We start from the raw sequence: 25,337 nt of genomic DNA on the forward strand, positions 1-25,337 counted from the left end.
GGGGGCGCTAGCCCCCTCCTACTCCATTAATCTTTTGGTAACAAAGTGGAAACTTGTATATCTCTAGGTATTGATACAATAGATAAAATAGGGTGAAAGGGAGTACATGAATATATATGCGGAAAATGAAGATCGTAAGAGCGGCAGCTATATGTCTTATTTTAATGGTGGGGGGAGGAATAGTCTGGGGCAGTTCTGCCAACGCGGAATATCCGAAGCCCCAAAAGATGAGTTCAAAGGCTAAGTTATCACTGCAGCAAGTGACCAAATTAATCGAAACCCAAGGACGAAAGTCTGAATATTACTTAAAGGAGCTCACCTTTAAGGAGGTTCAGCTGGACACAGACAAAGAGCTTGAAGTAATCGCTTCCAGTACTGGAGGATCGCATTTGGGAAGCTTTTTCATCTTTGATCGGAATGGAAACAATCTGAAAATGATCGCCGAAAAGGAATGGAAGGTGGATTCCCTGGAAATGCGATTACCTGTAACAGTAGGAGGCAAAATGATGTTTGAGACCGTAGAGAATACCGGCGGTAGCGGTCTGGATGTCAAAATCGCACATTTGTGGTACCTGCAGAAGGGGAAGTGGGTTGAGGCCTGGAATGGTAGGCTGCAGGAAATGAATGCCATGGTCTCTGGAGCTTATTCCAAAGTAGCAGGCGGGTACCAGCTGCTTGACTCGGATAATATCCTGTATGCCTGGGAAACGGTAATAAAGCTGGCGGACGATGGTACTACAGAAATCGGGAAACCAGAAACTACACTAACGATGTACTCTTTTGATGGAAGCAAGTTTGTAAAAAAGAAGCAATAATCTAAAAGGCAGGACCGAGAGTTGATCGGCCCTGCCTACATTTTGATTCATACTAGATAAACAAATTAATGCCCGATTGGTCGGCTTTGCCGAGATAATAACCGACACCGCCGATTTTAACGCCATCGATCAGCTCTTCTTTCTTGATGCCCATCACGTCCATGGACATTTGGCAAGCGACGATTTCCACGCCTTGACGAATGGCGGTTTCCATCAATTCCTCAAGCGAGGAGACGTTGTTGCTGCGCATGACACTGCGGATCATTTTAGTACCCATTCCCATCATGTTCATTCTGGAGAGGGACAGCTTGCGGCTGCCACGCGGCATCATCGTCCCGAACATCTTACCTATAAAGCTCTTGGACACCTGAACCTTTTCTGATTTCCGGAGGATATTCAGCCCCCAGAAGGTAAAGAAAAGGGTTACCTTTTTACCGCTTGCTGCTGCTCCATTTGCGATGATAAAGGAAGCAATTGCCTTATCCAAGTCGCCGCTGAACACGACCATCGTTGTTCCCTCCGGCGAAGTCGCTGTTTGCGAAGAAGAATCGGCGGCCGGTACTGCGCCTTCCTTGCACATGTATGCTTCGATCAGACCATTTGCATTTTTGCTCACCTGAATCATGCGGTTTTTGGACATGGTGGCCCAAGCCTGTACGTCTTCATAGAATCCTGGATCAGATGCGGTCACATGTAAAACTTGACCTTCCTTGAGTTGATCCATCTTTTGCTTGACTTGCACCAGTGGACCAGGGCAGCAGAGACCGCAGGCGTCAAGCTCCGCATCCACATGAATCGGCTTACTGGGATCTACCGATACCGCAGAAGCCGCGGCGATTTCCGCCTGAGCTTGTTGAGGTGTCGGTGGGGTAAGGGAATTCATTTTTCCTGGCACATAGGTGGCCATTTGATAGGTTTTGTAACCGCCTGTTAAGTTGCGCACTTTATAGCCTTTTTGCTGCAAAATTCTCGAAGCGGTGTACCCCCGTAAACCAACTTGGCAATAGACCCAAATTTCTTTCGCCGGATCCAATTCGTCAAGACGACTGCGCAGCTCATCGACTGGAATCAGTAAGGACCCTGGAATATGGCCGTTTGCATGCTCCATTTCAGAACGAACGTCTACTAGAATTGTCGTTTGCTCATCTCTATTATCCAATTCCTTCGGTCCAAAAACAGTTGTCCGACCAGTCAAAATATTTTCTGCTGTGTATCCGGCAAAGTTCACAGGATCTTTCGCCGAGGAATAAGGAGGAGCGTAAGCCAGCTCAAGCTCCGTCAAATCCGTTACCGTTCCGCGGAAACGAATGACCGTAGCGATATCGTCGATCCGCTTATCAACGCCATCAAAACCGACGGCTTGAGCCCCGAGAATAACTCCGTCGTCCTGGAACAGCAGTTTGAGCGTAATCGGTGTGGCACCCGGATAGTAGGAAGCGTGTGAATTCGGGTGCACATAAGTTACATGATACGGGAGCCCTAAGCGCTGCAGCGTTTTCTCGTTATTACCGGTGGAAGACCCCGTCAAGCCAAATACTTTAATAATAGAAGTCCCTTGTGAGCCTTTATACGTTGTTCCTAGCCCGCAAACATTATCGGCAGCAATTCTGCCTTGCTTATTTGCCGGACCGGCCAGCGGAATCGCTGTCTTGTTCCCATTGACGAAATCCGTCACTTCCACAGCATCGCCCACCGCGAAAACTTGATCCAGATTCGTTTCCATTTTGTTGTTTACGATGATGTGACCCCGCGGTCCAAACTCCAAACCGGAATCCTTCAGGAAAGCCGTGTCCGGGGCAACGCCAATCGCCAAAATAACCATGTCACTCACAAGTGTGATTCCGGCAGCGGTTTGTACCTCGATTTGCGCGCCTACTTCCCTAAATCCAGTAACTTGTTGAGAGAATAGCAGCTTAACTCCGTGCTCCTCCAGCTCTTTTGCCAGCAGATTAGACATCTCCGGATCAAAAGGAGCAAGAATTTGCGGGCCGCCTTCAATCAATGTCACATCAATTCCGACTTCCTTAAGGTTTTCGGCCATTTCAACACCGATAAAACCGCCGCCAATGACGACCGCGGATGCGATTCTGTCTTCCGCTACACGCTTCTTGATGCGGTCTGTATCCGGAATGTTCCGTACGGTGTGAATCCGCTCACTTTGAATTCCTGGCAAATTCGGACGAATCGGCTTGGCACCTGGCGACAAAATTATCGCATCGTAGCTTTCTTCATAATCGCCGCGCGCTTTGCTGCGAACACGCACCGTTTTTGCTCCCGGATTGATTCCAATAACTTCGCTTTCTGTTCGAACGTCGATATTAAACCGCTGGTGCATCGCTTCAGGGGTTTGTACCAGCAATTTAGAGCGATCCTTGATGGAATCGCCGATATAGTAGGGGAGACCGCAGTTTGCAAAAGAAATATAAGGGTCTCGCTCAAACATAACGATATGCGCGTCTTCATCCAATCGGCGTAGTCTTGCGGCTGCTGAAGCGCCACCTGCAACACCGCCGACAATAAGTACTTTTTTACTCACGAGTTTATTCCTCCTCAAATAGCGTGTTTATAAGCCTTAAAACTCTTTCGTTGGCAATTTTATAATTGACTTCTAGTCCTGTGCGTTCGGCCTCGACAATGCCTAAACTGCGCAGCTTCTGCAAGTGCTGCGAGACTGTCGATTGCGGCAGATCAAGACATTCCTGCATATAGGTGACGTTACATTCTTTCTTTTCGAGCAGCCCTCGTACGATACAGAGCCGGACAGGATGAGCCAGCGCTTTTAAGATATCGGCGGCTTCCTGATAAGCTTTAAAGTTGTTATCCACTCGATCTTCACCTCGCTTCTTGTAATATCATTATATCGTAATATTACAATATAGCAATACAGAAAAAGTGAAGCCAATCTGATTGACTAAAATTTATATAGTCAAGTATGTCGTTTTTGTTGATTTAATGGTTGGCGTTGGGTTTTAATAGCTGGTGTTATTTCACCACTTCTAGCATTTTATATTGGAAAGCACAAAAATTACAGGTGGGAGATCCCACCTGTAATTTTTTAGCTATACTTCAGCCACTAACTAATTCCTATGCCGGAATTTTCGTTGAGGCAGCGGTGATGAGCCGACTGATCTCCTTCTCCCAGTTAAAAATCTTGGTTTGCAAGGCATGAATTTGACCCGTCAAATCATAGACGAGCTTTAAATGAATCATGGCTGAAACGGCATTTCCATCTTTTACGCTTGATCTATATGCTTTATCTGAAGCGGTGAGGGCTTTTCGTACCTGAGCGATTTTTTTGTTTTCGGCGGCGATTTGCTTTTTTACGTTTTGGACCGGAACAAGTGCATCCTTGACAACTTTTATCTTGGCAGAAGCTTGATTCTTGGCTGAGGAATAGGCCGTTTTCTTCGTCTTTATTTCTGAACGGGCTGCAGTAGCTGATACCTTGAGTTGGTTGCGTTTCAAATCCAGTAGATCAGCTGATGTTTTGTTTTTACTCTTCTTTGCGGCCGCTGCCTGTTTACTAATCGATGTATATTGATCCAGGAGTGGGGCGTGTTTCTTCTCCGCACTTTTTGCCTCGGTTTGCAATCGGTTCAGGAGCGCCTGATCGATTGTTTTCACTTTGGTATTCACTGTTTTCAGCGCTTCATTGTTGCGCTTTCGTAGCTCTTTAATAGCGTTGCTTTCTTGTTCAAGGGTCATCTTCAGCAGTGATACTTGATCATGTAAGGCGTTTAATCCTTCCCAGGCAATGTCCCATTGAGTTGTGGCGGCTATGGTCTGAGTAGCACTTGCTAGAAAGATAGAGGCTGCGGTAAGGATAGTCACCATCCATTTAACATTCTTTCCTCGGGTTTGAACCTTCTTAATTGCAGTGAACGTAAACTTCATCTTCTGGTTTTTCACTTTTTTTCAACTCCCATTTAATATTGGTAATGCATCCTAATCTGTTGCAAAAATGGCTTGAATGATGTGCAATATAAGCACTAAAGAACACAAAAAAGCACCCCCAAGAAAGGCATAACAGCCATTCTTGCGAGGTGCTTCGCTCGCACATCCTAACAACAGATTTGGATTTTTTTATACTATACCCTTAAATATGGAAAATGTCAATAATAACAAGAACGAATGTTCTCGGTTATTGGCATTGCCTGCCGTGAATTAACATTGGAATTGATATGGGCGGAATTGGCATACTAATCACGATCTAGGCTCGGTAGTCTTTTCAAAGCGTCAGGCTATCTACATTCTCTTAAAGGTTGGTGAATTATGTTGATGAAGCTTACAGGAACTAAAAGGTTATTACTCATGATATGTCTCTGCCTAGCAATAACCGGTTGTCAGAGCCACAAAAGCGCGCCCAAGGAGCAGGATTTGGTCCGCATCAAGTCTAATGGAGTGCAGAAAATACATAAGAAGGTCATTTATGTGCTGGTGGATTCGTTAATGGCTCAGGCGATCGACCGTGGGCTTAAACAAAACAAACTTCCGGCTTTTCGATTTTTGATCGAGCATGGCCAGTATTACAATAACATGGTCAGCTCTTTTCCTACCATGTCCGTTTCGATTGATAGCTCGCTCCTAACCGGAACTTTCCCTGACGAACACCATCTTCCCGGACTAAGCTGGTATTCTCCAAAAGAGAAAAAAGTGATCAGCTATGGCTCAGGACCTTTGGAGGTGATGAAGCATGGAGTTGTAACGGTTCTTTCACATGCACTTATCGATTTGAACCAAAAACATTTGAATCCTGCGATTCCTACACTTCATGAGGAGTTGCATCGTATGGGTCTAACCTCGGGCTCTATTAACGGTTTGATCTACCGGGGAGCTGCAAATCACCGATTAACTTTACCGTCTCCAATTGGTGAAATCACTACTCTGCCTAAGGAAATATCCGTTAAGGGGCCGGACTTTTTCACCCTAGGGGTCTTGTCGAATCCACTGGTTGGAATTAAGGATTTGCCGGTGGGACCCACTGAGGATTTGGGGATGAATAATAAATATGCTGTTGAGACGGTAAAATATTTGGTTAAGGCAAAAAAATTACCGGATTTCCTATTTGTGTATTTGCCTGATCTCGATGGTACCATTCATAAAAACGGTCCCTCCGAGCTCGAAGGGGTTATCAAAGCAGACCAGAGTATTTATTCCCTCTTACAGTCGTTTGGCTCACCGGAAAAGGCGATCAAGGAAACGATCTTTATTGTAGCAGGTGATAGTGGCATGTCTCAGGTGCTACCGGCCGGAAAAGACGCTGTAGTTCATTTGCCGTCCCTTTTGCGGGATTATAACGTTTTGCAGCCTGGTGAAGACGTATCGGATGCTACGGAAATCGTACTTGGTGTCAATGACACCATGTCCTACGTTTATAATCTGAAGAAGAGCATTCCCTTGCGCAAAATCACTGAGACATTAAGAGCGGACAAACGAATTGATACAATCTCATGGGTGGAGAAGGATTGGATCTATAGCATGCAGGGTGGTTCGACCAAGGAACTCAAGTTTAAAAAGGGTGGAGCATGGGTGGATACCTACAATCAGCGGTGGACTGTTGAGCAGGATATAGATGTACTGGACCTTCATTTGAAGACGGGCAAACATAAATTGTCCTATGGCAAGTATCCCGATGCTTTGCAAAGAATTTACAGCTCACTACATTCTCACGCAGACAATTTGTTGGTAATTACGGCGAAACCGGGATATGAATTGGCCGAGACCAGTTCTCCGACCCACCGGAGTGGGGGGGCTCATGGAGGATTGGATGAATCCGCCTCATTTGTTCCTTTAATCATCAATGGGACGGATCAAAAACCAGAACATTTACGTATCGTAGATTTAAAACGATTTCTGATTAAGCTGTTAAGCGAACAAAAGAAATAAGTTAATTACGATTCGTTAATCTACTGTGCTGTAAATCATATTAAATCCTGAAACGAAAATGAACTGGCCGTTCAATCCATAGAAGCAGTCTGTTATAATAGATTAGATTACACAAATGTGACGGGGTGTTAATAGATGAGAAACTATTTGGATTTATTGCAGGACGTCCTGGAGAACGGTACAGCCAAGGATGATAGAACCGGCGTAGGAACGCGTTCGGTATTCGGCAGACAGCTTCGCTTTGATTTAAGCCAGGGCTTTCCACTCATGACTACTAAACGTATTCATATTAAATCCGTCGTTCATGAGCTGCTCTGGTTCTTGAAGGGCGAAACGAATATTGCGTATTTAAAAGAAAACGGTGTTAGAATTTGGGATGAGTGGGCTGACGAGAACGGCGACCTTGGACCGGTGTATGGCTCGCAGTGGCGTTCTTGGGAAGCCCCGGACGGTCGCAAAATTGATCAAATCGCCGCTGTTGTAGAGTCCATTAAAAATAATCCGGATTCACGCCGTCATTTAGTAAGCGCCTGGAATGTAGCAGAAGTTGATAATATGAAGCTCCCTCCGTGTCACTTTGTGTTCCAATTTTATGTGGCGGATGGCAAGCTATCGTGCATGCTTACCATGCGCTCTGTAGATACGTTCCTCGGACTTCCGTTTAATATTGCAAGCTACTCTCTCTTAACGCATATGGTCGCTCAACAGTGCGATCTGGAGGTGGGGGAGTTTATCTGGTCCGGGGGCGATGTTCACATCTACAACAACCATGTAGAGCAAGTCAAAACCCAACTTGAAAGAGAGCCTTATCCGCTTCCGAAGCTCGTCATCAAACGTAAGCCGGAATCGATTTTTGACTATGTATATGAGGACTTCGAATTCGTAGATTATCAATATCACCCTACGATTAAGGCCACGGTGGCTGTCTAGTAAAAATATAATGTAAATAGGAAAAGGGACGGTGACATTGTGGGAATTACGCTCATTTGGGCGATGGCCCAAAACGGGACCATCGGACGGAATAACCAACTGCCTTGGAGGCTTCCGGCAGATTTGAAGTTCTTTAAGGAACAGACAACCGGAAAGTCGATCCTCATGGGCCGAAAAACTTGGGAGTCCATGGGGAGCAAGCCGCTTCCTAATCGTCATAGTGTTGTATTGACAGGGGATGCCGGTTATGAAGTAAAAGGAGCCGATGTTGTGCATTCCGTCGAGGAAGCTTTAAAATACGCCGAGAACGGTGAACTTATGGTCATCGGGGGTGCGGGAGTGTTCCAGCATTTCCTGCCGCTGGCTGATCGGCTTCTTATGACCCGCATCGATGAAAATATCGAAGGGGACGTATTTTTCCCGCATTTTGATCTGGAGCAATTTGAATTAGTCCATGAGCAAAAAGGAATCCGTGATGAGAAAAACCCATATGACTATCGCTTTTTGACATACAACCGATGTAAATAAAGTGATGAATAGTGCAAATTATCATATCAATAATCCATTAATAACGTTATGCCCGGGTGCTAACATCAATATAAACTGATTGCGGATTAGAGATACATGTCCGTTAATCGATTTGGACGAGAAACTCATATTATTTTTTTATTAGAAGCTTACGGATGGGGGTACTTATAGATGTCAACACCAACTGGTTTTATGGAGTTCAAGCGAGAGCTCCCGGGTGACCGGAGCCCGTCCGAACGGGTACATGATTGGGAAGAATTTCATAAACATATGGCTGAGGAAGAGCTGCGAACACAAGGTGCCCGCTGTATGGACTGCGGAACCCCGTACTGCCACACAGGCATCGATATGACGGGTGGTACCTCCGGCTGTCCAGTGCACAACCTGATCCCGGAATGGAATAACCTCGTTTATAGAGGCTTGTGGAAGGATGCGCTCGAGCGCCTTCATAAAACGAACAATTTCCCAGAATTCACCGGACGGGTCTGCCCAGCGCCTTGCGAAGGATCTTGTACAGTCGGTTTAATCGGACAGCCTGTTACGATCAAAACGATCGAGCAGGCCATTATCGATAAAGGATTTGAAGAAGGCTGGGTCGTGCCCGAGCCTCCGGAGAAGCGGACAGGCCGCAGAGTAGCTATCGTCGGCTCCGGTCCTGCCGGACTCGCTTGCGCGGCTCAGCTTAATAAAGCGGGCCATGAAGTGACCGTTTATGAGCGCTCCGATCGGATCGGCGGCTTGCTCATGTACGGGATTCCGACGATGAAGCTGGATAAGCATGTCGTCCAGCGCCGCGTAGACCTGCTCGCGGCCGAAGGCGTCAAGTTCGTGACGAATACGGAAATCGGTAAGGATATTAAAGCTCAGCAGCTCGTTGACGAATTCGACGCCGTAGTATTGTGCGGCGGAGCGACGAAGCCGCGTGAATTTAACATTGAAGGCAGCGATTTGAACGGTGTTCGATACGCGATGCCTTTCTTAAACGGAACGATTAAGAGCTACCTTGAGACCGGGCTGCAGGACGGTGAGTTTTTGTCTGCGAAAGATAAAGATGTTATCGTGATCGGCGGCGGCGATACGGGCTCCGACTGTGTAGCAACAGCGCTGCGCCATGGCTGCCGCAGCATTACGCAATTCGGCACGCATGCTAAGGCGCCGCTTGAACGCGATCCCATTCATAACCCTTGGCCGCAGTTTCCAAACATATATACGCTGGATTATGCTCAGGAGGAGGCCAAGGCGTTGTTCGGCCACGATCCGCAAGAATTCTCCATCATGACGACGCGGTTCGTCGGGGACGAGAATGGGAACTTGAAGGAGCTGCACACGATCGAAATTCAGCGGATTGTCGATGAAACCGGGCGTAAAATTTATAAACCGATTCCGGGTACTGAGCGTGTTTTCCCTGCTCAGCTGGCACTCATTGCCATCGGCTTTGACGGACCGGAATCGCTTATTTCCGATGAGCTTGGACTTGCGAAAGACCGCCGTACGAACGTAAAAGCTAAATACGGACAATTCAAGACGAATGTAGATAAGGTGTTTGCCGCCGGGGACATGCGTCGGGGACAAAGCCTTGTTGTTTGGGCGATTAACGAGGGCCGGGAAGCTGCGCGTGAAGTCGATAAGTTTTTAATGGGCTCGACCGTGCTTGCCTAACATTTTTTCATGAATATCATTTCTATGAATTTATGAATTGACGACGATAATTTACGATATGGTATAATAGAGTATAGCTTACAGGGCTGCGCGGAGCGCGGCTCTTTTTTTCGGGGAAAACGAAATACTTGTACTAGAGAGAAAGAAAGTGGGACGCCTAAGTATGAAAACGCTCGTGATTGCCGAAAAACCGGATATGGGAAGGACGATTGCTGCGGTCATTGAACCTAAAGCGAAGAACAACCGATCCTTTATCGAGGGGGAACGATACATCATTACGTGGGCGATCGGTCATTTATTGGGATTGGCTGAACCGGACGCTTACGATGATAGATATAAACGATGGAACTTTGGTGATCTGCCAATCATGCCTGACGTTTTCCGAATCGTTCCGAACCCAAACACGAAGGATCAGTTGAAGACGATTGGGGAACTATCGAGACGCTGCGATGCAATTATCAATGCCTGTGACGCCGCGCGGGAAGGCCAGTATATTTTCGCCTTGATTCAGCAGCAGTTGAATCTGACCCAGCCAGTCAAACGGCTGTGGATTTCGGATTTGACCAGCGAGAGTATTGCAAAAGGATTTGCGGAATTGTACGAAGCGTCAGAGTTCGAGAATTTGACCCTGGCTGCCAGAGCTCGCAGTGAGGCGGATTGGCTCATCGGGATGAATGCGACCCGGGCGTTCACGACAAAACACCGTACGCTGCTGTCGGTAGGACGAGTGCAAACTCCGGTGTTGGCGCTTATTTATGATCGTCAGAAGGAAATCGAGAATTTCGATTCGTTGACCTACTATGAGATCAAAGCCGAGTTTGATCAAGAGGGTCGCAAATATGCCGGAACGTGGCAGGGCGATCGTTTGACGGATGGGGAGAAAGCAGTAGGTATTGCGGATAAAGTCCGGGGACAGTCCGGAAGGATCACCGAGTACGAGGTTAAAGAAACGAAGGAGTATCCTTACAAGCTCTATGACCTGACCTTATTGCAGCGGGAAGCTAATGCCAAGTACGGGTATTCTGCCAAAAAAACACTGGATCTGGCACAGGCGCTGTATGAACGTCACAAGGTCATATCCTACCCGCGGACAAGCTCTAACTATGTGACGGAGCAAAACATCGACGGCATGCACAAGGTGCTGCACATGCTGAAATCGACGCCTTATCAGGCACTTGCCGAAGGAGGGAACCCGAGGCTTGTTCATGTGGGGAATAAATCAGTCTGTAATCCCACTAAGGTAGAGGATCACCATGCGATTCTGCCTACGCTCAAGAGAGCGGGGGGATTAAGTAAAGAAGAGCAGAATATATATGACCTCGTCATCCGCAGATTTCTGTCGCATTTTTATCCGCCTGCCGAATACAAGCAGCATACGGTGCTGACCGAAGTGGAAGGGGAAACGTTTAAAACGAATGTAAAGGAACTCCTCTCCCTGGGCTGGAAAGTATGCCTGCCTGGTGATGAAGGAAGTAAATCATCGGGGCGCGGCAAGAAGAAAGAGGATGAAGAGGATACCGAGGAGCTCGTTAGCGAGCCGTTTCAAATAGACCGTGATAAGCCTGTAAAATGTGTGGACGCTCAGGCGAAAGAGAAAGCAACCCAGCCGCCGAAGCACTATACGGAAGGCACGCTGCTGAAGGCGATGGAGAGCGCGGGCAAGCATTTAGAGAATGAGGAGCTGCGCGATGCGATGAAGGATGCCGGGCTCGGGACACCAGCCACTCGGGCAGCAACGATTGAACGGCTCAAAAATGTCGGATACATTACGATGCAGGGTAAAAAAATAACCGTTACCCAAAAAGGAAAAACAGCGATCGAGCTGATCCGCCGCGCCGGCGTCGAGCTGCTGACCTCGCCGGAGATGACCGGACAATGGGAGCGAAGACTGTACCAAATTTCCAAGGGCGAAGCCGCCCGGGAAAAGTTTATGGACAATGTTCGCCGGTTTACCGTTTCGATCATCGACAAGGTCCGTTCGCAGCAAAAGGTGGACGCCTCCTTGTTTGGTACCGAGGACAATGATAAACCAAAAGGGAAGAGCAGCGGTAGAGCCAGCTCTGCCGGGTCAGGGCAGCGGGCGAAAACGGCGAATTCGTCAAGCGCAGCGGTGAAAGATAAAGCCGGAGCCTCCGCTAAAACAGCCCCATCAGGCGGACTGCAGCCGCTTGCGGCCTGTCCCCGTGAAGGCTGCGGCGGTCAGATCATCGAGGGCCGCAAAGGGTTTGGCTGCACGCACTACAAGCAAGGCTGCGGGTTTGTCATCTGGAAAGAGTTCGCCGGTAAGAAGATCTCGCCCACGATGCTGAACGCCCTGCTTGACAAGGGTCAAACCCAGGTTTTAACCTTCAAACAAGCGGACGGTGACGTGAAAGGACGTATTTTGCTGACCGACCGAAACACCGGAAAGCTTGAACTTCAGCCAACCGAATAACAAGAAAAGTGCGAGCTTACTGGAGATATTTCTCTCTAGCAGCTCGCACTTTTTAGTTCAAAACGAGTTTTTCTCATGGGGACTAACTGGCATTTTGTACATTTACAATTGTATCTTTCCGCTTGGCCTTCCAGTTGGCTTACAAGCTTCCCATTTGTCGATTGACTAGCGCGGCTTTGTCATAGATAACTCGCGGCACCTCTTCCAGGGAGGAGACCGTATGGGTTAACGTTTCTTTGCCATGCTTCATGTCGACCAAATTGTAAGACCATTCATTCGGTCGTTTAATGTAAATGGAATGGATTCCTGCAGAGATGGCCGGCATAATGTCGGTCCGGAGGCTGTTTCCGATCATCCAGGTCCGAGAGCGGTCAAACCATCTGGATTGCAGAATTTCTTCCAGCGCTTCGGTATTTTTATGCTGACGAATGTAAATGCGATCGTGAAAATAGTTAGCGAGCTTCATCTGTTCGATTTTACGCTGCTGAATAACCGTTTCTCCGCCGGTATATAAACAAAGCTCATGACCTTGACTTTGCAGCAGGTTGAGCGTCTCCACCATCCCGGGGTACGGCTCAATAGGCAGCTCATACACACTAAGACCTAGCTTCATTAGAAGCTCTTCCTCCTGGTTAATTGGCTTGCGGTCTAACGTGCGGGAGAAGTAGAGGTACGTATCAATCAAGGATTGGGGAAAGTGGGTACTGGTAAATCCGATTTGATGGACTCCAGCTACGTCAATTTCAATTTGCTTCTCGCGAATTTCCGAGATGGATATTCGGTCCGCGCCGAACCAATCGACCAATTGATCGGCAAACTGCGCCAAAATAAGATCGAAATACTTGTTGCAATGCACTAACGTATCATCAAGGTCAAATATGATTTGCTGCCGAAGTTTCGTGCTCATAACGGGTCACTCCTTTATCCAAGAAACGCTTGTTTATCTTTTATAATCCTAACACATGCAGAAGCGTCTCGCCAAAAGCAACATACCCAAGCTCATTTAGGTTCTACAATCGAATATATGACTCGAGGAACATTTGCAGCTCGGCGGCCCCGTCAGGACGAATACTGAACTTCTCTGTATCCGTGTCAATTAAATGAATACGCAGCAAGCCAGCAACTCTTAATCGCATTAAATCGTGCATGAGCTGCTCCCTGGTTTCGGGAAGATGCGCCATCATATCCTGCAGCGATTTCGGCTCATTTGCAACGTACCGAAGCAACTGCAGACGCCCAGGTTTGGCGAGCGCCCGTGTCAATCTCTTCAAGCAAACCGGGGGCTCATTTTCATCGGTTTCCGGTAAATCCAAGGGATACTGAATAAATAAAACGTCGTGATAGAAGCAATAAGTATTGATCGGCCGAAAATGGATCGACGGCGTCAAAACAACTCTCGTGATCGGCAACTGGGGACCAAGCACCAAACCGCCGGAAGCAAACTCGATAAGGGCATCCGGACCCATTTTTTGGAGTAGGGTGTTTTTTTCGTAGGCATCCTCCTCGATTAAAGGTAGGACCTGAGACAGTGCTTCCTCAAAGTAAAGGTTGTTCCAAGTTTTAAGGAGGGGGATGTAATTGTCGCGAATGCGTTTCATATTATCACTACTCGCACCGGGAATGTAGGATTTAGTTCTATGCAGAAGTGACTCTTCCGTAGTTGATTCCAATTCGTCCAGGAACTGTATGATGTTCGCCTCCGGCTGGCGTTCCATAGCCCATGCATACAGCACGTCATAATCCGCAAAAGGAAAGCCGCTTGCTACCGAAAACTGCTGCGTGATTGCCGGAGTGATGCGGCTCTCTATATCCTCAATCCATTCCGGTCCGATGTCGAGACTGTTTACCCATTTTCGCGTGGTATATATCATAAAACTGCCTAGTAATTCGTACACTGGTGAATAATCAACCTTCACACCGTAGGACATGGCAAGAAACCTCCTAAATAACATTGCATACAACTCATTATGGCTTGTTTGGCGGGGGATTGTCTACTATAATGTTTAGGGATTGAATTACAAATTTACGTTTATCGATGTTAAGTCGTCAAAGCCTGTTTGACGATTTTCTTTGTTTTACTGGAGGAGCTATTTTGAATATGATGTCGTCAACACCAAAGCGCTTTTTAACACCAACGTTCATTCTGATTTCCGTTATTATCATTTCCGGTCTTAGTCAGGGACTGCTGCTGCCGGTATTATCTATCTTTATGGAGGAACGGGGGATTTCCTCATCGGTAAATGGCTTGCATGCGGCTGCTTTATATGTCGGATCGTTTGCCATGTCACTTGTGGCAGAAAGGCTGCTGAATCGCGCAGGCTTTAAAAAGCTGATGCTTAGCGGCGTAATACTTGTGCTGTTGGCACTTCCGATTTTCCCTCTCGTCGCAGATTTGCGGCTTTGGTTTGTTCTACGCTTATTGGTCGGAATAGGAGATAGCGCGATTCACTTCACGTCGCAGTTATGGATCATTCTTCTTTCCCCACCGGAGAAACGGGGAAGAAATATTTCGCTGTATGGTATGTCTTATGGAATTGGTTTTAGTATTGGCCCGCTAGGGATACAGCTTCTTCCTTACGGAAAGGTTGTTCCATTTCTGATTTTGGCTGTTTTGTTCCTGATTGTTGCGATTATAGTGATGGTTGAGCTGCCAGACATGAAGCCGGAGAAGACGAAATCCGCAGAAGAGGAAGCCCAGGCTCCTCGAAAAATGCCGCATATTTACCGCTTGGCCTGGTTTGCTCTGCTGCCCTCACTCCTTTACGGGTATATGGAATCTTCCATGAACAGCAATTTTCCAATTTACGGGCTTCGCACCGGCTTAAGCGCGGCCGATATTTCGGCGCTGCTGCCGTTCTTCGGCATTGGTGGTTTGATATTACAGCTTCCGCTTGGTACGCTTAGTGACCGCTTCGGACGTAAAAAGGTGCTGATGGCTGCCGGTCTAGGCGGAGGACTATTCTTCCTTGCGATCCCGCTTGCAGGAAATCATTTCTATCCTTTGGTCTTGCTGTTTATGGGTGCGGGTGGTTTGGTCGGCTCCTTCTTTTCGCTGGGGCTTGCTTATGCGGCCGATTTGCTGCCGCGGCATTTACTGCCTGTTGCCAACGTCATCGCCTCGTTTCATTTTAATTTTGGAAGCATTGTCGGGCCGAATCTTGGCGGTGCAGCCATGCAACTGGGAGCAGCACCTTTGTTATTTGTCTTCCTTGGGTCATCCTATCTTCTATTTACGGCTTCAGGATTGGCGTTCCGTTCCGGTGTTTCTAAAAAAACTTCAAATATTAAGACGCTGTAATGGATTTTCATCGTTATTTCCAATACACTAAAAGATAGGAAAAGCTTAAAGGGAGAAGCACAAAAGGAGAATCGGACATGATTAGAGTAAACCACTTGCAAAAAACGGTGGATGGAAATAAGAAAAAGGTCATTCGTGACATCAGCGTTCAATTTAGCGCCGGTGAAATGATCGGTGTTGTGGGAGCGAGCGGCAGTGGGAAGAGCATCTTACTTCGCTGTCTTGCGTTACGGGAGCGTTGGACCCGTGGCGATTATACTTGGAACGGAGAGAACGTCATTCAAGGCGGTGGAAGCGGCTCGCAAAAGTACCGTTTCAAGTGCGCTTACCTGGAGCAAAATCCTTCTCTCTATCCCGATAAAACGGCTCTTAAAAACGTTTTGATCGGACAAGCAGGCCAAACCCCTCTGTTGCGGCGGTTAACAGGTATGGTCCGTTCAGACGATTACATGGGAGCGATGGATGAGTTGGAAAAGTACGGCCTGCTCGATAAGGCGCATGTCAAAGCCGGAAATCTTAGCGGTGGTGAACGTCAGCGTGTGGCCATTTGCCGGGCGCTTGTTCACGGGGCAAGTTTTTTAGCAGTGGACGAGCCTGTCGTTGGCCTCGATCCCAAATCCGCAGAGCGAGTGTTGGATACCCTGAAAGGGCTATGTAAAGAGCAGAATAAAATCGTCATTGCCGCACTGCCGCTGGAGCTGGCTGAGCGGTTCTGTACCCGCATTTGGGGAATTCATGAAGGGCAGCTCAAAATCGACATATCTGCAAGAAGACTGACGGCTGAAGAAAGACGATTAATCGATATGGCATGAAAAGAGTGATGTTATGTTCAAAAACCGCTGGGTTTCCGCGATAGCCGGAGGCTTCTTGCTGCTCCTGCTTAGCGGTTGCAGCTTTCTTAGCGATCCGAAATCGCTGATGCAAACGCCTCAGCTGTCGTCGGACAAGGAGTCGTTGATTAGCGTTATCAAAACGGAGCTGAAGGGGGGGCAAATTATTGCCCCTCGAGATGTTGACAATACCAGCTCTATCCGTACACCTGATTTGAACAACGATGGCGTGAAGGAAGCCGTTGTTTTCTATGAGACACCTGAGGAAGCCGTTCGGATTCATGGCATGATCCTGGAACGAAAGGGAGACACTTGGGCGCTTAAGGCTCGCTTCGACGGAGAGGGGCAGGTATTGGAGACCTTCAGCATCCAAGATATGACGGGCGATGGCAACCTGGATATTGTAGCAGGCTTTTCGAGCGGGGATGTAGAACTCCAGAAGGGCTTAACTGTGTATACCTATAACGGCAGCTCTGTCGAAAAGGTTCTTTCCCTGCCGTATAACCACTTTATGATCGATGATCTGAATCAAGATGGGAAACCGGACATTACGGTAGTCAACCTGAAGAGAGATCAGTTCGCGACGGTCACAACGTATCAGTACGACAAGTCCTCCTTCAAAGAGCTAAGCCATTTACAGCTGGATGATCCGGTCAGCGAGTACTACAATGCGGTTAGCGGAAACATTACCCCCAATTTAAAAGGGGTCATTCTAGATGCTTCCGTCGGTACTCATTCCGCCTTTTCATCCATCATTGTGATGAAGGACGGCAAGCTCGTAAACCTACTTCCATCGCAGGATATGACGCTCAAAGACTATCCAATCATGAGCGGCGACGTTGACAATGATGGGATTTTGGAAGTTGGTATGCTGGAGAAGCCTAAGGGTTGGGAGTATATCACTTTCGAGGATATACCTTGGTTGTTCTCCTATTATCAGTGGGATGAAAATAAAGGCCTAAAATTCGTGATGCAGCAGTATATGGATATGGCGGGGCGTTTTTACTTTAATTTCCCGAAGGAATGGCGGGGTAATGTTACCATCGATACAAAGTCGGATAAAAATGAACACCTTTGGTTCGTAAAGATGGATACGAATGAGGTTGTTGCGGAAATCAAATTTTTCTCATTATCCGATTGGGAGCACAACAAAGACGACTGGCAGCTTCTGGCCAGGGATAACGATAAGATCATTGGCTTCCTAAGCCATACGGATTTGAAAGTGAATAAAGGTGAGACGGAGATCAAGCGTTAACCCGCTTTTTTGTGAATGAGGGAGGTTTATAGAGTTGAGTAAAGTGCTGATTTTGGAGGATGAAGAATCAATACGCAGTTTTATCGTCATTAACTTAAAACGGAATGGTTTCGAGGTTCTGGAGGCAGCTGATGGAAATGAAGCGCTCAATACGCTGCTGAGCGTTCCGGATATCGATATCGCCCTGCTGGATGTTATGGTTCCTGGAATAGATGGTTTCGAAGTGTGCCGCCGCATCCGGGAGCGTAACGAACGGATTGGAATTATCTTTTTGACCGCGAAGGTTCAAGAGCAGGATAAGGTTTATGCTTTGTCCGTAGGAGCGGATGACCATGTGAGCAAGCCGTTTAGTCCGACCGAGCTGATCGCCCGGATTCAGTCCTTGCTGCGCCGCGTGAATGTATATCGGGAAAGCAGTGCGAAGGTGACGTTTACCTCCGGTCCTTTCACCTTGGATCTGATCTCTAAGCAGTTTAAGAAAAACGGTCATCTTATCGAGCTGACGCCGACGGAATTCTCGCTTGTTCAATACTTCCTTGAGAAGGAAAATACCCCGCTAAGCCGCGATTCGCTGCTTGACCATGTTTGGGGCAAGGAATATATGGGCGACCCGAAAATTGTCGATGTCAACATCCGTAGATTGCGTCAAAAAATTGAAGACAATCCGTCTGAACCGGCTTTCCTGCAGACCGTGTGGGGGCACGGTTATAAGTGGAAAGGCGAGGGACAATGATCAAGAAAGGGATTGGACGTCAGATCGTTCTGCACTATTTCATCGTCGTATTCGTAACTTTATTCATGGTGGAGATCATCTTTACTCTAGCGATCCGCATGTATTATTACGATACGATCTATAATCATATGTCGAATCACTCGATCTGGGCGTCGGACTATTTTCAGAAGTTCGTCCGGCTTAACGCTGAACGTGATCCTGACTACTTCACTGAAATGCTTCGCACCTTTGAGCTGGATAATACCGAGCTCATGATTTTGGATCGTAAAGGAGAGGTCAAGGCCAGCAGCAATGCATTTCAGGCGGATAAAGCGATTCAGACGAGCGATGTTCCGCAGGCGATTGCTGGTAATGTCGGCAAATGGATCGGCCGGCAGCCCTCGACGGGCGAGCCGGTCATGGCGGTATCCAGGCCGCTGCAAATCCAAGGGGAGACAAGGTACATCGTTCGTTATGTCACATCCTTAGAGTCGATTAACGCTAAACTGCTCAATTTAACGTTCCTTTCCATAGCGGTCTCTGGTGCTGTTCTAGCGCTGGTAACCCTGTTCAGCATCGGGCTTGCAAATTCGATCGTGAAGCCGATAAACAATATTCGAGATGTGTCCGCACAGATGGCACGCGGCAAATTTGATGCGAGAATTAAAGGAAACTACAAATATGAGCTGGGCGAGCTGGCGGCTACACTGAACTACATGGCTCAGGAAATTGTTCGGAGCAATCAGATCAAGGATGACTTTATTTCCTCCATATCTCATGAACTTAGAACTCCGCTCACCGGCATTAAAGGCTGGAGCGAAACGCTGACCATAGGCGGCTTTGACCCGGAAGAGACGAAGATCGGCATGGGAATTATCGCTAAGGAAACGGATCGTCTTATCGGCCTGGTTGAAGAAATTCTTGACTTTTCCAAGCTGCAGCAAAATGAAATGAAGTTGGTTATCGGGCCTGTTAATATGAAAGAGCTGCTACAGGAGACCATGCTTAACGTCTGGGCGAAAGCCGAGCAGAAGCATATTCAGTTGAAGCTGGACGACAACACGGAAGAACCAGTGATTGTTAGCGGGGATGCCAACCGTTTGAAGCAAGTATTTCTGAACGTAGTGGACAATGCCATAAAGTTTTCCCATGAGCAAAGCTGGATCCGTATCGTAATCAGCCGGAAGAATCAGTATCAGGCTATTGTACAGGTTGCGGATACAGGAATTGGCATCAGCGAAGAATCTTTAAGCAAGGTGAAGGACCGTTTTTACCAGGTAAATCATCAAGGCGGAGGTACCGGACTTGGTCTTGCAATCACGCAGCAATTGGTTGAACTGCATCACGGGGAAATAGATATAGCGAGTGAACTGGGTGTTGGTACCACAGTTTCAGTGACGCTACCGATCATGGAGCCGGAGGAGTTGGAACAATCGGAAGGTGAAACCGGGAAGCTGTAACAGGAATAAGAGGGGGGAGAAGTCATGAGTGATGTATTAGATACGCTAGAAACGTCCACAGGACAGTTCAGCATCTCTCTTGCGAGGCAGGAGGACCTGGAGCAGGTCCGTAACATGCTGGTGGAAGCAGCTATGTGGATGCAAACGAACGGTGTAAAACAATGGAATCCAGCCCAGTTCACACCGGAGCTCATTCAGTCTTATTTCGATGAAAGAGACATTTATTTGCTTAACACAAAATGTGAGCTTACAGCTATGTTTACACTCCAAGACTCGGACCCTGATTACTGGGGACCGCTAAATGCCCCAGGTTACAGCTATTTGCACCGTCTTACAGTGCGTGTTCCATTCCGACGAGCCGGACTTGGAGGCGACATTATCCGCTGGGCTGCGAAACGGTCGAGAGTTCTACAGCGAAGCGGCATTCGTCTGGATTGCTGGAACCAAAACCTAAAGCTGAACAAAATGTATCAAGAGCTTGGCTTTCAGAAGCAAGGCGTCGGTCAAAAGGATGGTCGCGAATATAATTTGTATGAGTTGGAGCGAAATTTGTTTCTGCAGGCTTGAGCTCGTCAAAAAATGGGGGTGCCACAAAAGATTCAACGGAATCTTAAGGTGGCAGCCCCTTTTTAGCTAGCCGATAGACGTGTTTAGGAAATGATATGATGTGCACATTTATCGGCTAATACGGAAGGATTGCAGAAACTAAAGCCCAATAGCTGCACTTTAAGACAGCAGACCTTCGGCCCGCAGCCCGGCGGTGCTGTCGTAAACCTCTTGAAGTAAGCGTGACGGCTGCTGGCGAGCGGGTCGTTTTGCTACTACGGTCTCATATGGTCCAATCACAGTAATTTCTCCAGGTATTCCTTTGACAACAGCCCCGTCCTTGATCACCGCACCTTCGCCAATGATAGCCCGTTCAATTAAAACATTTCTGCCAATTTTAGCATCAGGCATGATCACGCTCTCCTTGATTCTGGCAAATCGGCCTATTTCAGTTCCTCCAAATATCACCGATCGCTCCGCATACCCTTCAATCGAGCAGCAGTCATGAACGAGAGAGCAATTCAATTGTACTCCGCGCTCCATAACTAAGCCGAAGCTGCTTGATTTGTGCTCCCGGGTATACATTGGCCAATCCTCTTTAAGGAGTCTCCAACCGGATTCTGTTTCCAGTAAATCCATATGGGCTTCCCATAGACTGTGAACTGTACCTACATCCCGCCAGTACCCCTTGAATTCAAAGGCGTGCAGCGGCTCAGAACCGGCAAGCATTTTCGGGATGACATCTTTGCCAAAATCATGGCTGGAGCTCGTATCCTCAGCGTCTTCAAGCAAGTGTCGTTTTAAAAATTCCCAGTTAAACAAGTAAATTCCCATCGATGCGAGATTACTTCTTGGCTGCTGCGGCTTTTCGGCAAACTCGGTAACTCGGCAGCGATCATCCGTTGACATCACGCCAAACCGGTGAGCCTCTTCCCAAGGCACCGGCATCACGGAAATCGTTGCGTTCGCTTCGTGGCGTAGATGAAAATCGAGCATCTCCCTGTAGTCCATGTGGTAAATATGGTCCCCAGACAGAATTAGCACGTGTTTAGGCGCATGGCTGTCGATGTAATGCATGTTTTTATAAATCGCATCCGCTGTTCCTACGTATCCTTCAGTCCCTACATGAGATGAGGGAAGCAGCGAAATTCCTCCTCTCTCCGTCCTTGGAAGCATCCAAGGTTCGCCTTCTCCGATATGCTCATGGAGCGAGGCAGCCTCATACTGAGTTAGCACGCCGATCGTGTCGATACCGGAATTAACGCAGTTGCTGAGAGGAAAATCGATAATCCGGTATTGTCCGCCATATGGAACTGCAGGTTTTGCCAGTCTGGATGTCAGGGGAGATAATCTTCGTCCTTCTCCACCTGCCAATAGCATAGCAATACAGTCCTTTTTCCTCATTTTTGTTTCCCTCCCGTATGTTTTTGTCTGAGTAGTACATACATTTAAAGAGATATAATCTAGATGAACTAAAATTATGGAAAAGAAAAGAAAATATTACTGTAATTTTTTGAAATCAATCATAATTTTTCTTTATCAGAAGCTTAACGCCTTATTTTTGTTATGAAAATTGCTTAAGGTGGTGAAATAATGTCCGAACCATCGTGGTTTAGCAAGGTGTCAGAAACCGATATTTATTTGTTCCATGAAGGAACACTGTATCAAAGCTACCGCACTTTTGGCGCTCATCTGACGGAGGAAGACGGACAAAAAGGCGTTCGTTTTACAGTCTGGGCTCCGCATGCACGTCAAGTTTCCATCGCCGCCGATTGGAACGGATGGAAAGGAGACAACGATATACTATTTAACATTCCCGATTCGGGAATTTGGACTCGTTTTTTCCCAGACGTACGAGATGGAACATTTTACAAATATGTCATTACGGGTCCAGACGGCAGCGTTAGATTAAAAGCTGATCCCTATGCGTTCCATGCCGAGATGAGACCTAAAACAGCCTCCGTCGTTACTTCGCTTTTGAAATATAAATGGGGAGACAGCGAATGGATTCATAGAAGAAAGGCCCATTACAGCGACCCAATTAGCATTTATGAGCTTCATTTTGGTACTTGGCGACAGCCGGGTAATGGACTTTTTTATACATACCGAGAAATGGCGGACCTCGTCATTCCCTATATCCTTGAAATGGGCTACACCCATATAGAGATTATGCCGCTTGCGGAGCATCCATACGATTTATCGTGGGGATATCAAGCTACAGGATATTTTGCACCGTCCAGCCGGTATGGGACACCACAGGATTTGATGTATTTCGTTGATCGCTGCCACCAGGCAGGAATCGGGGTGCTGCTTGACTGGGTACCGGGTCATTTTACGAAAGATGATCATGGACTACGGCAATTCGATGGCCTCCCGCTCTATGAATACGCTGATCCGGCAAAGGCGGAGAAACCGGGGTGGGGAACACTTAGCTTCGATTTCGGTAGGCCTGAGGTCAGGGCATTTCTCATCTCAAATGCGTTATATTGGCTTGAAATATTTCATTTTGACGGGCTTCGCATTGATGCGGTAACGAGCATGATACGTCTTGATTTTGAAAAGCCGGAGGGGGAGTATGCACGAAATGAACACGGTGGTATTGAAAATCTGGAGGCTATTTCCTTTTTACGGCAGTTAAATACGGCGGTATTTCATCATTTTCCTCACGCCTTAATGATGGCGGAGGAATCAAGCGCATGGCCACTTGTGAGTGCACCGGTCGATCAGGGTGGGCTCGGCTTCAACTACAAATGGAATATGGGCTGGATGAACGATACTCTGGATTACATGGAGACCTTCTTCGAAGGGCGTCCGGAGCATCACCATCTGCTGACTTTTCCGATCTGGTATGCCTATTCCGAAAATTTCGTATTGCCCTTATCGCATGATGAGGTGGTTCACGGGAAAAAATCGCTGCTGGATAAAATGCCGGGCACCTATGAACAGAAGTTTGCTGGACTTAGGCTGCTGCTCGGGTATCAGTTCACTTTTCCAGGGAAAAAACTGATATTTATGGGCGGTGAATTTGGCCAATTTATTGAATGGCGCGACCAGCATGAACTGGATTGGTGCTTGCTCGATTACGACCTTCATCGCAAAATGCAAGGGTATAGCGCGGCACTGAACCGTTTTTATTTACGGGAGCCGGCACTTTGGGAACTCGATCATGATCCGAAGGGGTATGAATGGATTAACCCGCATGATGGGGCTCAGAGTGTTATTTGCTATTTGCGAAAAGGCAAGCTAAAGCGGGATACACTGCTGATCGTAATCAATTTTCAACCCGTGGAAAGAAGATCCTATCGCGTAGGAGCACCTCTGCCAGGATGGTATGAAAAAGTATTCGACAGTGACGACCCGGCATATGGTGGATCAGGACATTCTTCACAAACCGAAGCATTCAGCGTAAGGAAGCCCTGGCATGATCGGCCATGGAGTGTTGAACTGACGCTTTCGCCGCTTAGCATAACGATTTGGAAACGCAAATATTCAAGAAGGAGGGGAAACGATGAAAATATGGTTTGTCGCTGCGGAAGTAGCTCCCTTTATTAAGACAGGCGGTTTGGCCGATGTGATCGGAGCGTTGCCGAAGGCGCTTCTTCATAACGGTCATGACGTTCGGGTATTACTGCCGAAGTACCGAGACATTCCAGCTACATACAAGGATCAGATGGAGTATTTAGGCTCTGTTGAGGTTCCGGTAGGATGGAGGAAACAGTATTGCGGCGTGGAGTTTCTCAAATGGGATGGGGTTCCGGTTTATTTTATCGATAACGAGTACTATTTCGGCCGGGAAGGGGTATACGGTCACTGGGATGACGGCGAGCGATTTGCATTTCTGAATCGGGCAGCACTGGAGGTGCTACCGCTAATCGATTTCTCACCGGATATTATCCATTGTCATGACTGGCATACGGCGATGATTCCGCTGCTGCTGCGGGAACACTACCGCCATGAAGCTTTCTATAACAGAACGCGCACTGTTTTCACGATTCACAATCTCCTGTATCAAGGGATATTCCCCGCTGAGGTGTTAGGCGATTTGCTCGGGTTGCCGTATTCTTATTTCACGCCTGAAGGCGTTGAATACCACGGAAATGTTAGTTTTATGAAGGCGGGGCTGGTGTTTGCGGATCATGTTACTACCGTCAGTCCCACCTATGCGGAGGAAATCAAGACAGAGTATTATGGCTATGGGCTGGATCCCTTGCTTCGTTCCTTGGGCCAACGGTTAACCGGTATAGTGAATGGTGTTGATACACAGTTATATGATCCCGAAACCGACCAGGAAATCGCAAGCCGTTACCGAGCCGATTTGCAGGCCAAGCGAGCGAACAAACCACTTCTGCAAAAAGAGCTCGGCCTTCCCGAGGCACCGGATGTACCGCTCATCTCTATGGTAACTCGTCTTGTTGAGCCAAAGGGTCTTGACCTCGTAACGCGAGTTTTGGACGAATGGCTGCATTTTGATGAGGTTCAGTTTGTCCTATTAGGCACTGGGGATTATGCCTATGAGGATTGGTTCCGGCAAGCCGCGGAACGTCATCCTGATAAGCTGGCGGTGGAGATTAGATTCAGCGATGCTTTGTCCCGCCGCATCTATGCGGGAAGCGATATCTTTCTTATGCCGTCGCATTTCGAGCCCTGCGGAATTAGCCAGCTGCTCGCTTTGCGATACGGAACGATCCCCGTCGTCAGAGAGACCGGCGGATTAAATGACACCGTGCGGGCCTATAACGAATTCATCGGGGAGGGGAACGGATTTACGTTCCACAATTTTAATGCGCACGACATGCTATTTACCCTGCGAAGAGCGTTAGATTTCTACAAAAAACCGGAGCACTGGGAGAAGATTGTGAACAATGCTTGGAACGGGGATTATAGCTGGAATACTTCAGCCAGGCAATACGCCGATATTTACCGGCAGCTAAGCACTTAACTCGTTGACGAAGTTCTTGGTTAAGTAACGACCGGCATCAGGGTC

20 protein-coding genes are annotated in these 25,337 nt (G+C 47.6%); 14 read left to right on the forward strand and 6 right to left on the reverse strand.

Going from position 1 to position 25,337, the window contains the following annotated elements; all coding sequences use genetic code 11:
* Positions 1–125: 125 nt before the first annotated feature.
* Positions 126–815 (forward strand): hypothetical protein, encoded by a 690-nt coding sequence (locus ACFQ3W_RS05160; RefSeq protein ID WP_379317328.1) that lies wholly within the window; start codon positions 126–128, stop codon positions 813–815.
* Between the two features lie 52 nt (positions 816–867).
* Here the strand turns inward: ACFQ3W_RS05160 and ACFQ3W_RS05165 are convergent, their stop codons facing one another.
* The 3 genes from ACFQ3W_RS05165 to ACFQ3W_RS05175 all read right to left on the reverse strand — a co-directional run bounded on the left by ACFQ3W_RS05165 (position 868) and on the right by ACFQ3W_RS05175 (position 4,724).
* Positions 868–3,351 carry a DsrE/DsrF/DrsH-like family protein gene (locus ACFQ3W_RS05165; RefSeq protein ID WP_379317330.1) on the reverse strand — a complete coding sequence of 828 codons (2,484 nt, stop codon included), beginning with the start codon at positions 3,349–3,351 and terminating at the stop codon, positions 868–870.
* Between the two features lie 4 nt (positions 3,352–3,355).
* On the reverse strand, positions 3,356–3,640 hold the full coding sequence (locus ACFQ3W_RS05170; RefSeq protein ID WP_379317332.1) for an ArsR/SmtB family transcription factor: 285 nt from the start codon (positions 3,638–3,640) through the stop codon (positions 3,356–3,358).
* Positions 3,641–3,899: 259 nt separating this feature from the next.
* Positions 3,900–4,724, reverse strand: a complete 825-nt coding sequence (locus ACFQ3W_RS05175; RefSeq protein WP_379317334.1) for a hypothetical protein — start codon at positions 4,722–4,724, stop codon at positions 3,900–3,902.
* A gap of 492 nt (positions 4,725–5,216) precedes the next feature.
* Here ACFQ3W_RS05175 and ACFQ3W_RS05180 point away from each other — a divergent pair, with 492 nt between their 5' ends.
* The 5 genes from ACFQ3W_RS05180 to ACFQ3W_RS05200 all read left to right on the forward strand — a co-directional run bounded on the left by ACFQ3W_RS05180 (position 5,217) and on the right by ACFQ3W_RS05200 (position 12,252).
* Positions 5,217–6,701, forward strand: a complete 1,485-nt coding sequence (locus ACFQ3W_RS05180) for an alkaline phosphatase family protein (protein WP_379317336.1) — start codon at positions 5,217–5,219, stop codon at positions 6,699–6,701.
* Positions 6,702–6,836: 135 nt separating this feature from the next.
* Positions 6,837–7,631, forward strand: coding sequence for a thymidylate synthase (gene thyA, locus ACFQ3W_RS05185; RefSeq protein ID WP_379317338.1), 795 nt, complete (start codon positions 6,837–6,839; stop codon positions 7,629–7,631).
* A gap of 39 nt (positions 7,632–7,670) precedes the next feature.
* Positions 7,671–8,159, forward strand: coding sequence for a dihydrofolate reductase (locus ACFQ3W_RS05190; RefSeq protein WP_379317340.1), 489 nt, complete (start codon positions 7,671–7,673; stop codon positions 8,157–8,159).
* Between the two features lie 171 nt (positions 8,160–8,330).
* Positions 8,331–9,818, forward strand: coding sequence for a glutamate synthase subunit beta (locus tag ACFQ3W_RS05195; protein WP_379317342.1), 1,488 nt, complete (start codon positions 8,331–8,333; stop codon positions 9,816–9,818).
* A 163-nt stretch (positions 9,819–9,981) separates the two neighbouring features.
* On the forward strand, positions 9,982–12,252 hold the full coding sequence (locus ACFQ3W_RS05200; RefSeq protein WP_379317344.1) for a type IA DNA topoisomerase: 2,271 nt from the start codon (positions 9,982–9,984) through the stop codon (positions 12,250–12,252).
* A 139-nt stretch (positions 12,253–12,391) separates the two neighbouring features.
* Here ACFQ3W_RS05200 and ACFQ3W_RS05205 read toward each other — a convergent pair whose 3' ends face one another.
* Complete coding sequence (locus ACFQ3W_RS05205; RefSeq protein ID WP_379317346.1) at positions 12,392–13,159, reverse strand: HAD family hydrolase; 768 nt, start codon at positions 13,157–13,159, stop codon at positions 12,392–12,394.
* 103 nt (positions 13,160–13,262) lie between these two features.
* Positions 13,263–14,180, reverse strand: coding sequence for an ArsR family transcriptional regulator (locus tag ACFQ3W_RS05210; protein ID WP_379317348.1), 918 nt, complete (start codon positions 14,178–14,180; stop codon positions 13,263–13,265).
* Positions 14,181–14,350: 170 nt separating this feature from the next.
* Between ACFQ3W_RS05210 and ACFQ3W_RS05215 the strand changes: the two genes are divergently transcribed.
* The 6 genes from ACFQ3W_RS05215 (at position 14,351) to ACFQ3W_RS05240 (ending at position 20,374) form a co-directional block, all read left to right on the forward strand.
* The gene (locus tag ACFQ3W_RS05215) at positions 14,351–15,550 is read left to right on the forward strand and encodes an MFS transporter (protein WP_379317942.1); all 1,200 of its coding nucleotides are present in this window, start codon (positions 14,351–14,353) and stop codon (positions 15,548–15,550) included.
* 77 nt (positions 15,551–15,627) lie between these two features.
* On the forward strand, positions 15,628–16,362 hold the full coding sequence (locus tag ACFQ3W_RS05220) for a phosphonate ABC transporter ATP-binding protein (RefSeq protein WP_379317350.1): 735 nt from the start codon (positions 15,628–15,630) through the stop codon (positions 16,360–16,362).
* Between the two features lie 13 nt (positions 16,363–16,375).
* Positions 16,376–17,635 carry a hypothetical protein gene (locus ACFQ3W_RS05225; RefSeq protein ID WP_379317352.1) on the forward strand — a complete coding sequence of 420 codons (1,260 nt, stop codon included), beginning with the start codon at positions 16,376–16,378 and terminating at the stop codon, positions 17,633–17,635.
* 34 nt (positions 17,636–17,669) lie between these two features.
* Positions 17,670–18,368 carry a response regulator transcription factor gene (locus tag ACFQ3W_RS05230; RefSeq protein WP_379317354.1) on the forward strand — a complete coding sequence of 233 codons (699 nt, stop codon included), beginning with the start codon at positions 17,670–17,672 and terminating at the stop codon, positions 18,366–18,368.
* A complete protein-coding gene (locus tag ACFQ3W_RS05235) occupies positions 18,365–19,807 on the forward strand; it encodes a sensor histidine kinase (protein ID WP_379317356.1) in 1,443 nt (480 codons plus the stop codon). The genes ACFQ3W_RS05230 and ACFQ3W_RS05235 overlap by 4 nt, the downstream gene beginning before the upstream one ends.
* Positions 19,808–19,831: 24 nt before the next feature.
* Positions 19,832–20,374, forward strand: a complete 543-nt coding sequence (locus ACFQ3W_RS05240) for a GNAT family N-acetyltransferase (protein WP_379317358.1) — start codon at positions 19,832–19,834, stop codon at positions 20,372–20,374.
* A 159-nt stretch (positions 20,375–20,533) separates the two neighbouring features.
* On the opposite strand, the gene ACFQ3W_RS05245 is transcribed toward ACFQ3W_RS05240, so the two are convergent.
* A complete protein-coding gene (locus ACFQ3W_RS05245; RefSeq protein ID WP_379317360.1) occupies positions 20,534–21,757 on the reverse strand; it encodes a glucose-1-phosphate adenylyltransferase in 1,224 nt (407 codons plus the stop codon).
* A 189-nt stretch (positions 21,758–21,946) separates the two neighbouring features.
* Here ACFQ3W_RS05245 and glgB point away from each other — a divergent pair, with 189 nt between their 5' ends.
* Both glgB and glgA read left to right on the forward strand, forming a co-directional pair.
* On the forward strand, positions 21,947–23,905 hold the full coding sequence (gene glgB, locus ACFQ3W_RS05250) for a 1,4-alpha-glucan branching protein GlgB (RefSeq protein WP_379317362.1): 1,959 nt from the start codon (positions 21,947–21,949) through the stop codon (positions 23,903–23,905).
* Positions 23,862–25,292, forward strand: coding sequence for a glycogen synthase GlgA (gene glgA / locus ACFQ3W_RS05255; RefSeq protein WP_379317364.1), 1,431 nt, complete (start codon positions 23,862–23,864; stop codon positions 25,290–25,292). The genes glgB and glgA overlap by 44 nt, the downstream gene beginning before the upstream one ends.
* The last annotated feature ends 45 nt before the right edge of the window (positions 25,293–25,337 follow it).

Source organism: Paenibacillus puldeungensis, assembly GCF_042678945.1.
Classification (GTDB): Bacteria; Bacillota; Bacilli; order Paenibacillales; family Paenibacillaceae; genus Fontibacillus; species Fontibacillus puldeungensis.

Bases quoted from the DNA above. Each gene is read 5' to 3' on its own strand.
- ACFQ3W_RS05160 (WP_379317328.1), top strand. From the start codon at position 126: ATGAAGATCGTAAGAGCGGCAGCTATATGTCTTATTTTAATGGTGGGG.
- ACFQ3W_RS05195 (WP_379317342.1), top strand. From the start codon at position 8,331: ATGTCAACACCAACTGGTTTTATGGAGTTCAAGCGAGAGCTCCCGGGT.
- glgA (WP_379317364.1), top strand. From the start codon at position 23,862: ATGAAAATATGGTTTGTCGCTGCGGAAGTAGCTCCCTTTATTAAGACA.
- ACFQ3W_RS05215 (WP_379317942.1), top strand. From the start codon at position 14,351: ATGATGTCGTCAACACCAAAGCGCTTTTTAACACCAACGTTCATTCTG.
- ACFQ3W_RS05240 (WP_379317358.1), top strand. From the start codon at position 19,832: ATGAGTGATGTATTAGATACGCTAGAAACGTCCACAGGACAGTTCAGC.
- thyA (WP_379317338.1), top strand. From the start codon at position 6,837: ATGAGAAACTATTTGGATTTATTGCAGGACGTCCTGGAGAACGGTACA.
- ACFQ3W_RS05210 (WP_379317348.1), bottom strand. From the start codon at position 14,180: ATGTCCTACGGTGTGAAGGTTGATTATTCACCAGTGTACGAATTACTA.
- ACFQ3W_RS05225 (WP_379317352.1), top strand. From the start codon at position 16,376: ATGTTCAAAAACCGCTGGGTTTCCGCGATAGCCGGAGGCTTCTTGCTG.
- ACFQ3W_RS05200 (WP_379317344.1), top strand. From the start codon at position 9,982: ATGAAAACGCTCGTGATTGCCGAAAAACCGGATATGGGAAGGACGATT.
- ACFQ3W_RS05235 (WP_379317356.1), top strand. From the start codon at position 18,365: ATGATCAAGAAAGGGATTGGACGTCAGATCGTTCTGCACTATTTCATC.
- ACFQ3W_RS05220 (WP_379317350.1), top strand. From the start codon at position 15,628: ATGATTAGAGTAAACCACTTGCAAAAAACGGTGGATGGAAATAAGAAA.
- ACFQ3W_RS05245 (WP_379317360.1), bottom strand. From the start codon at position 21,757: ATGAGGAAAAAGGACTGTATTGCTATGCTATTGGCAGGTGGAGAAGGA.
- glgB (WP_379317362.1), top strand. From the start codon at position 21,947: ATGTCCGAACCATCGTGGTTTAGCAAGGTGTCAGAAACCGATATTTAT.
- ACFQ3W_RS05205 (WP_379317346.1), bottom strand. From the start codon at position 13,159: ATGAGCACGAAACTTCGGCAGCAAATCATATTTGACCTTGATGATACG.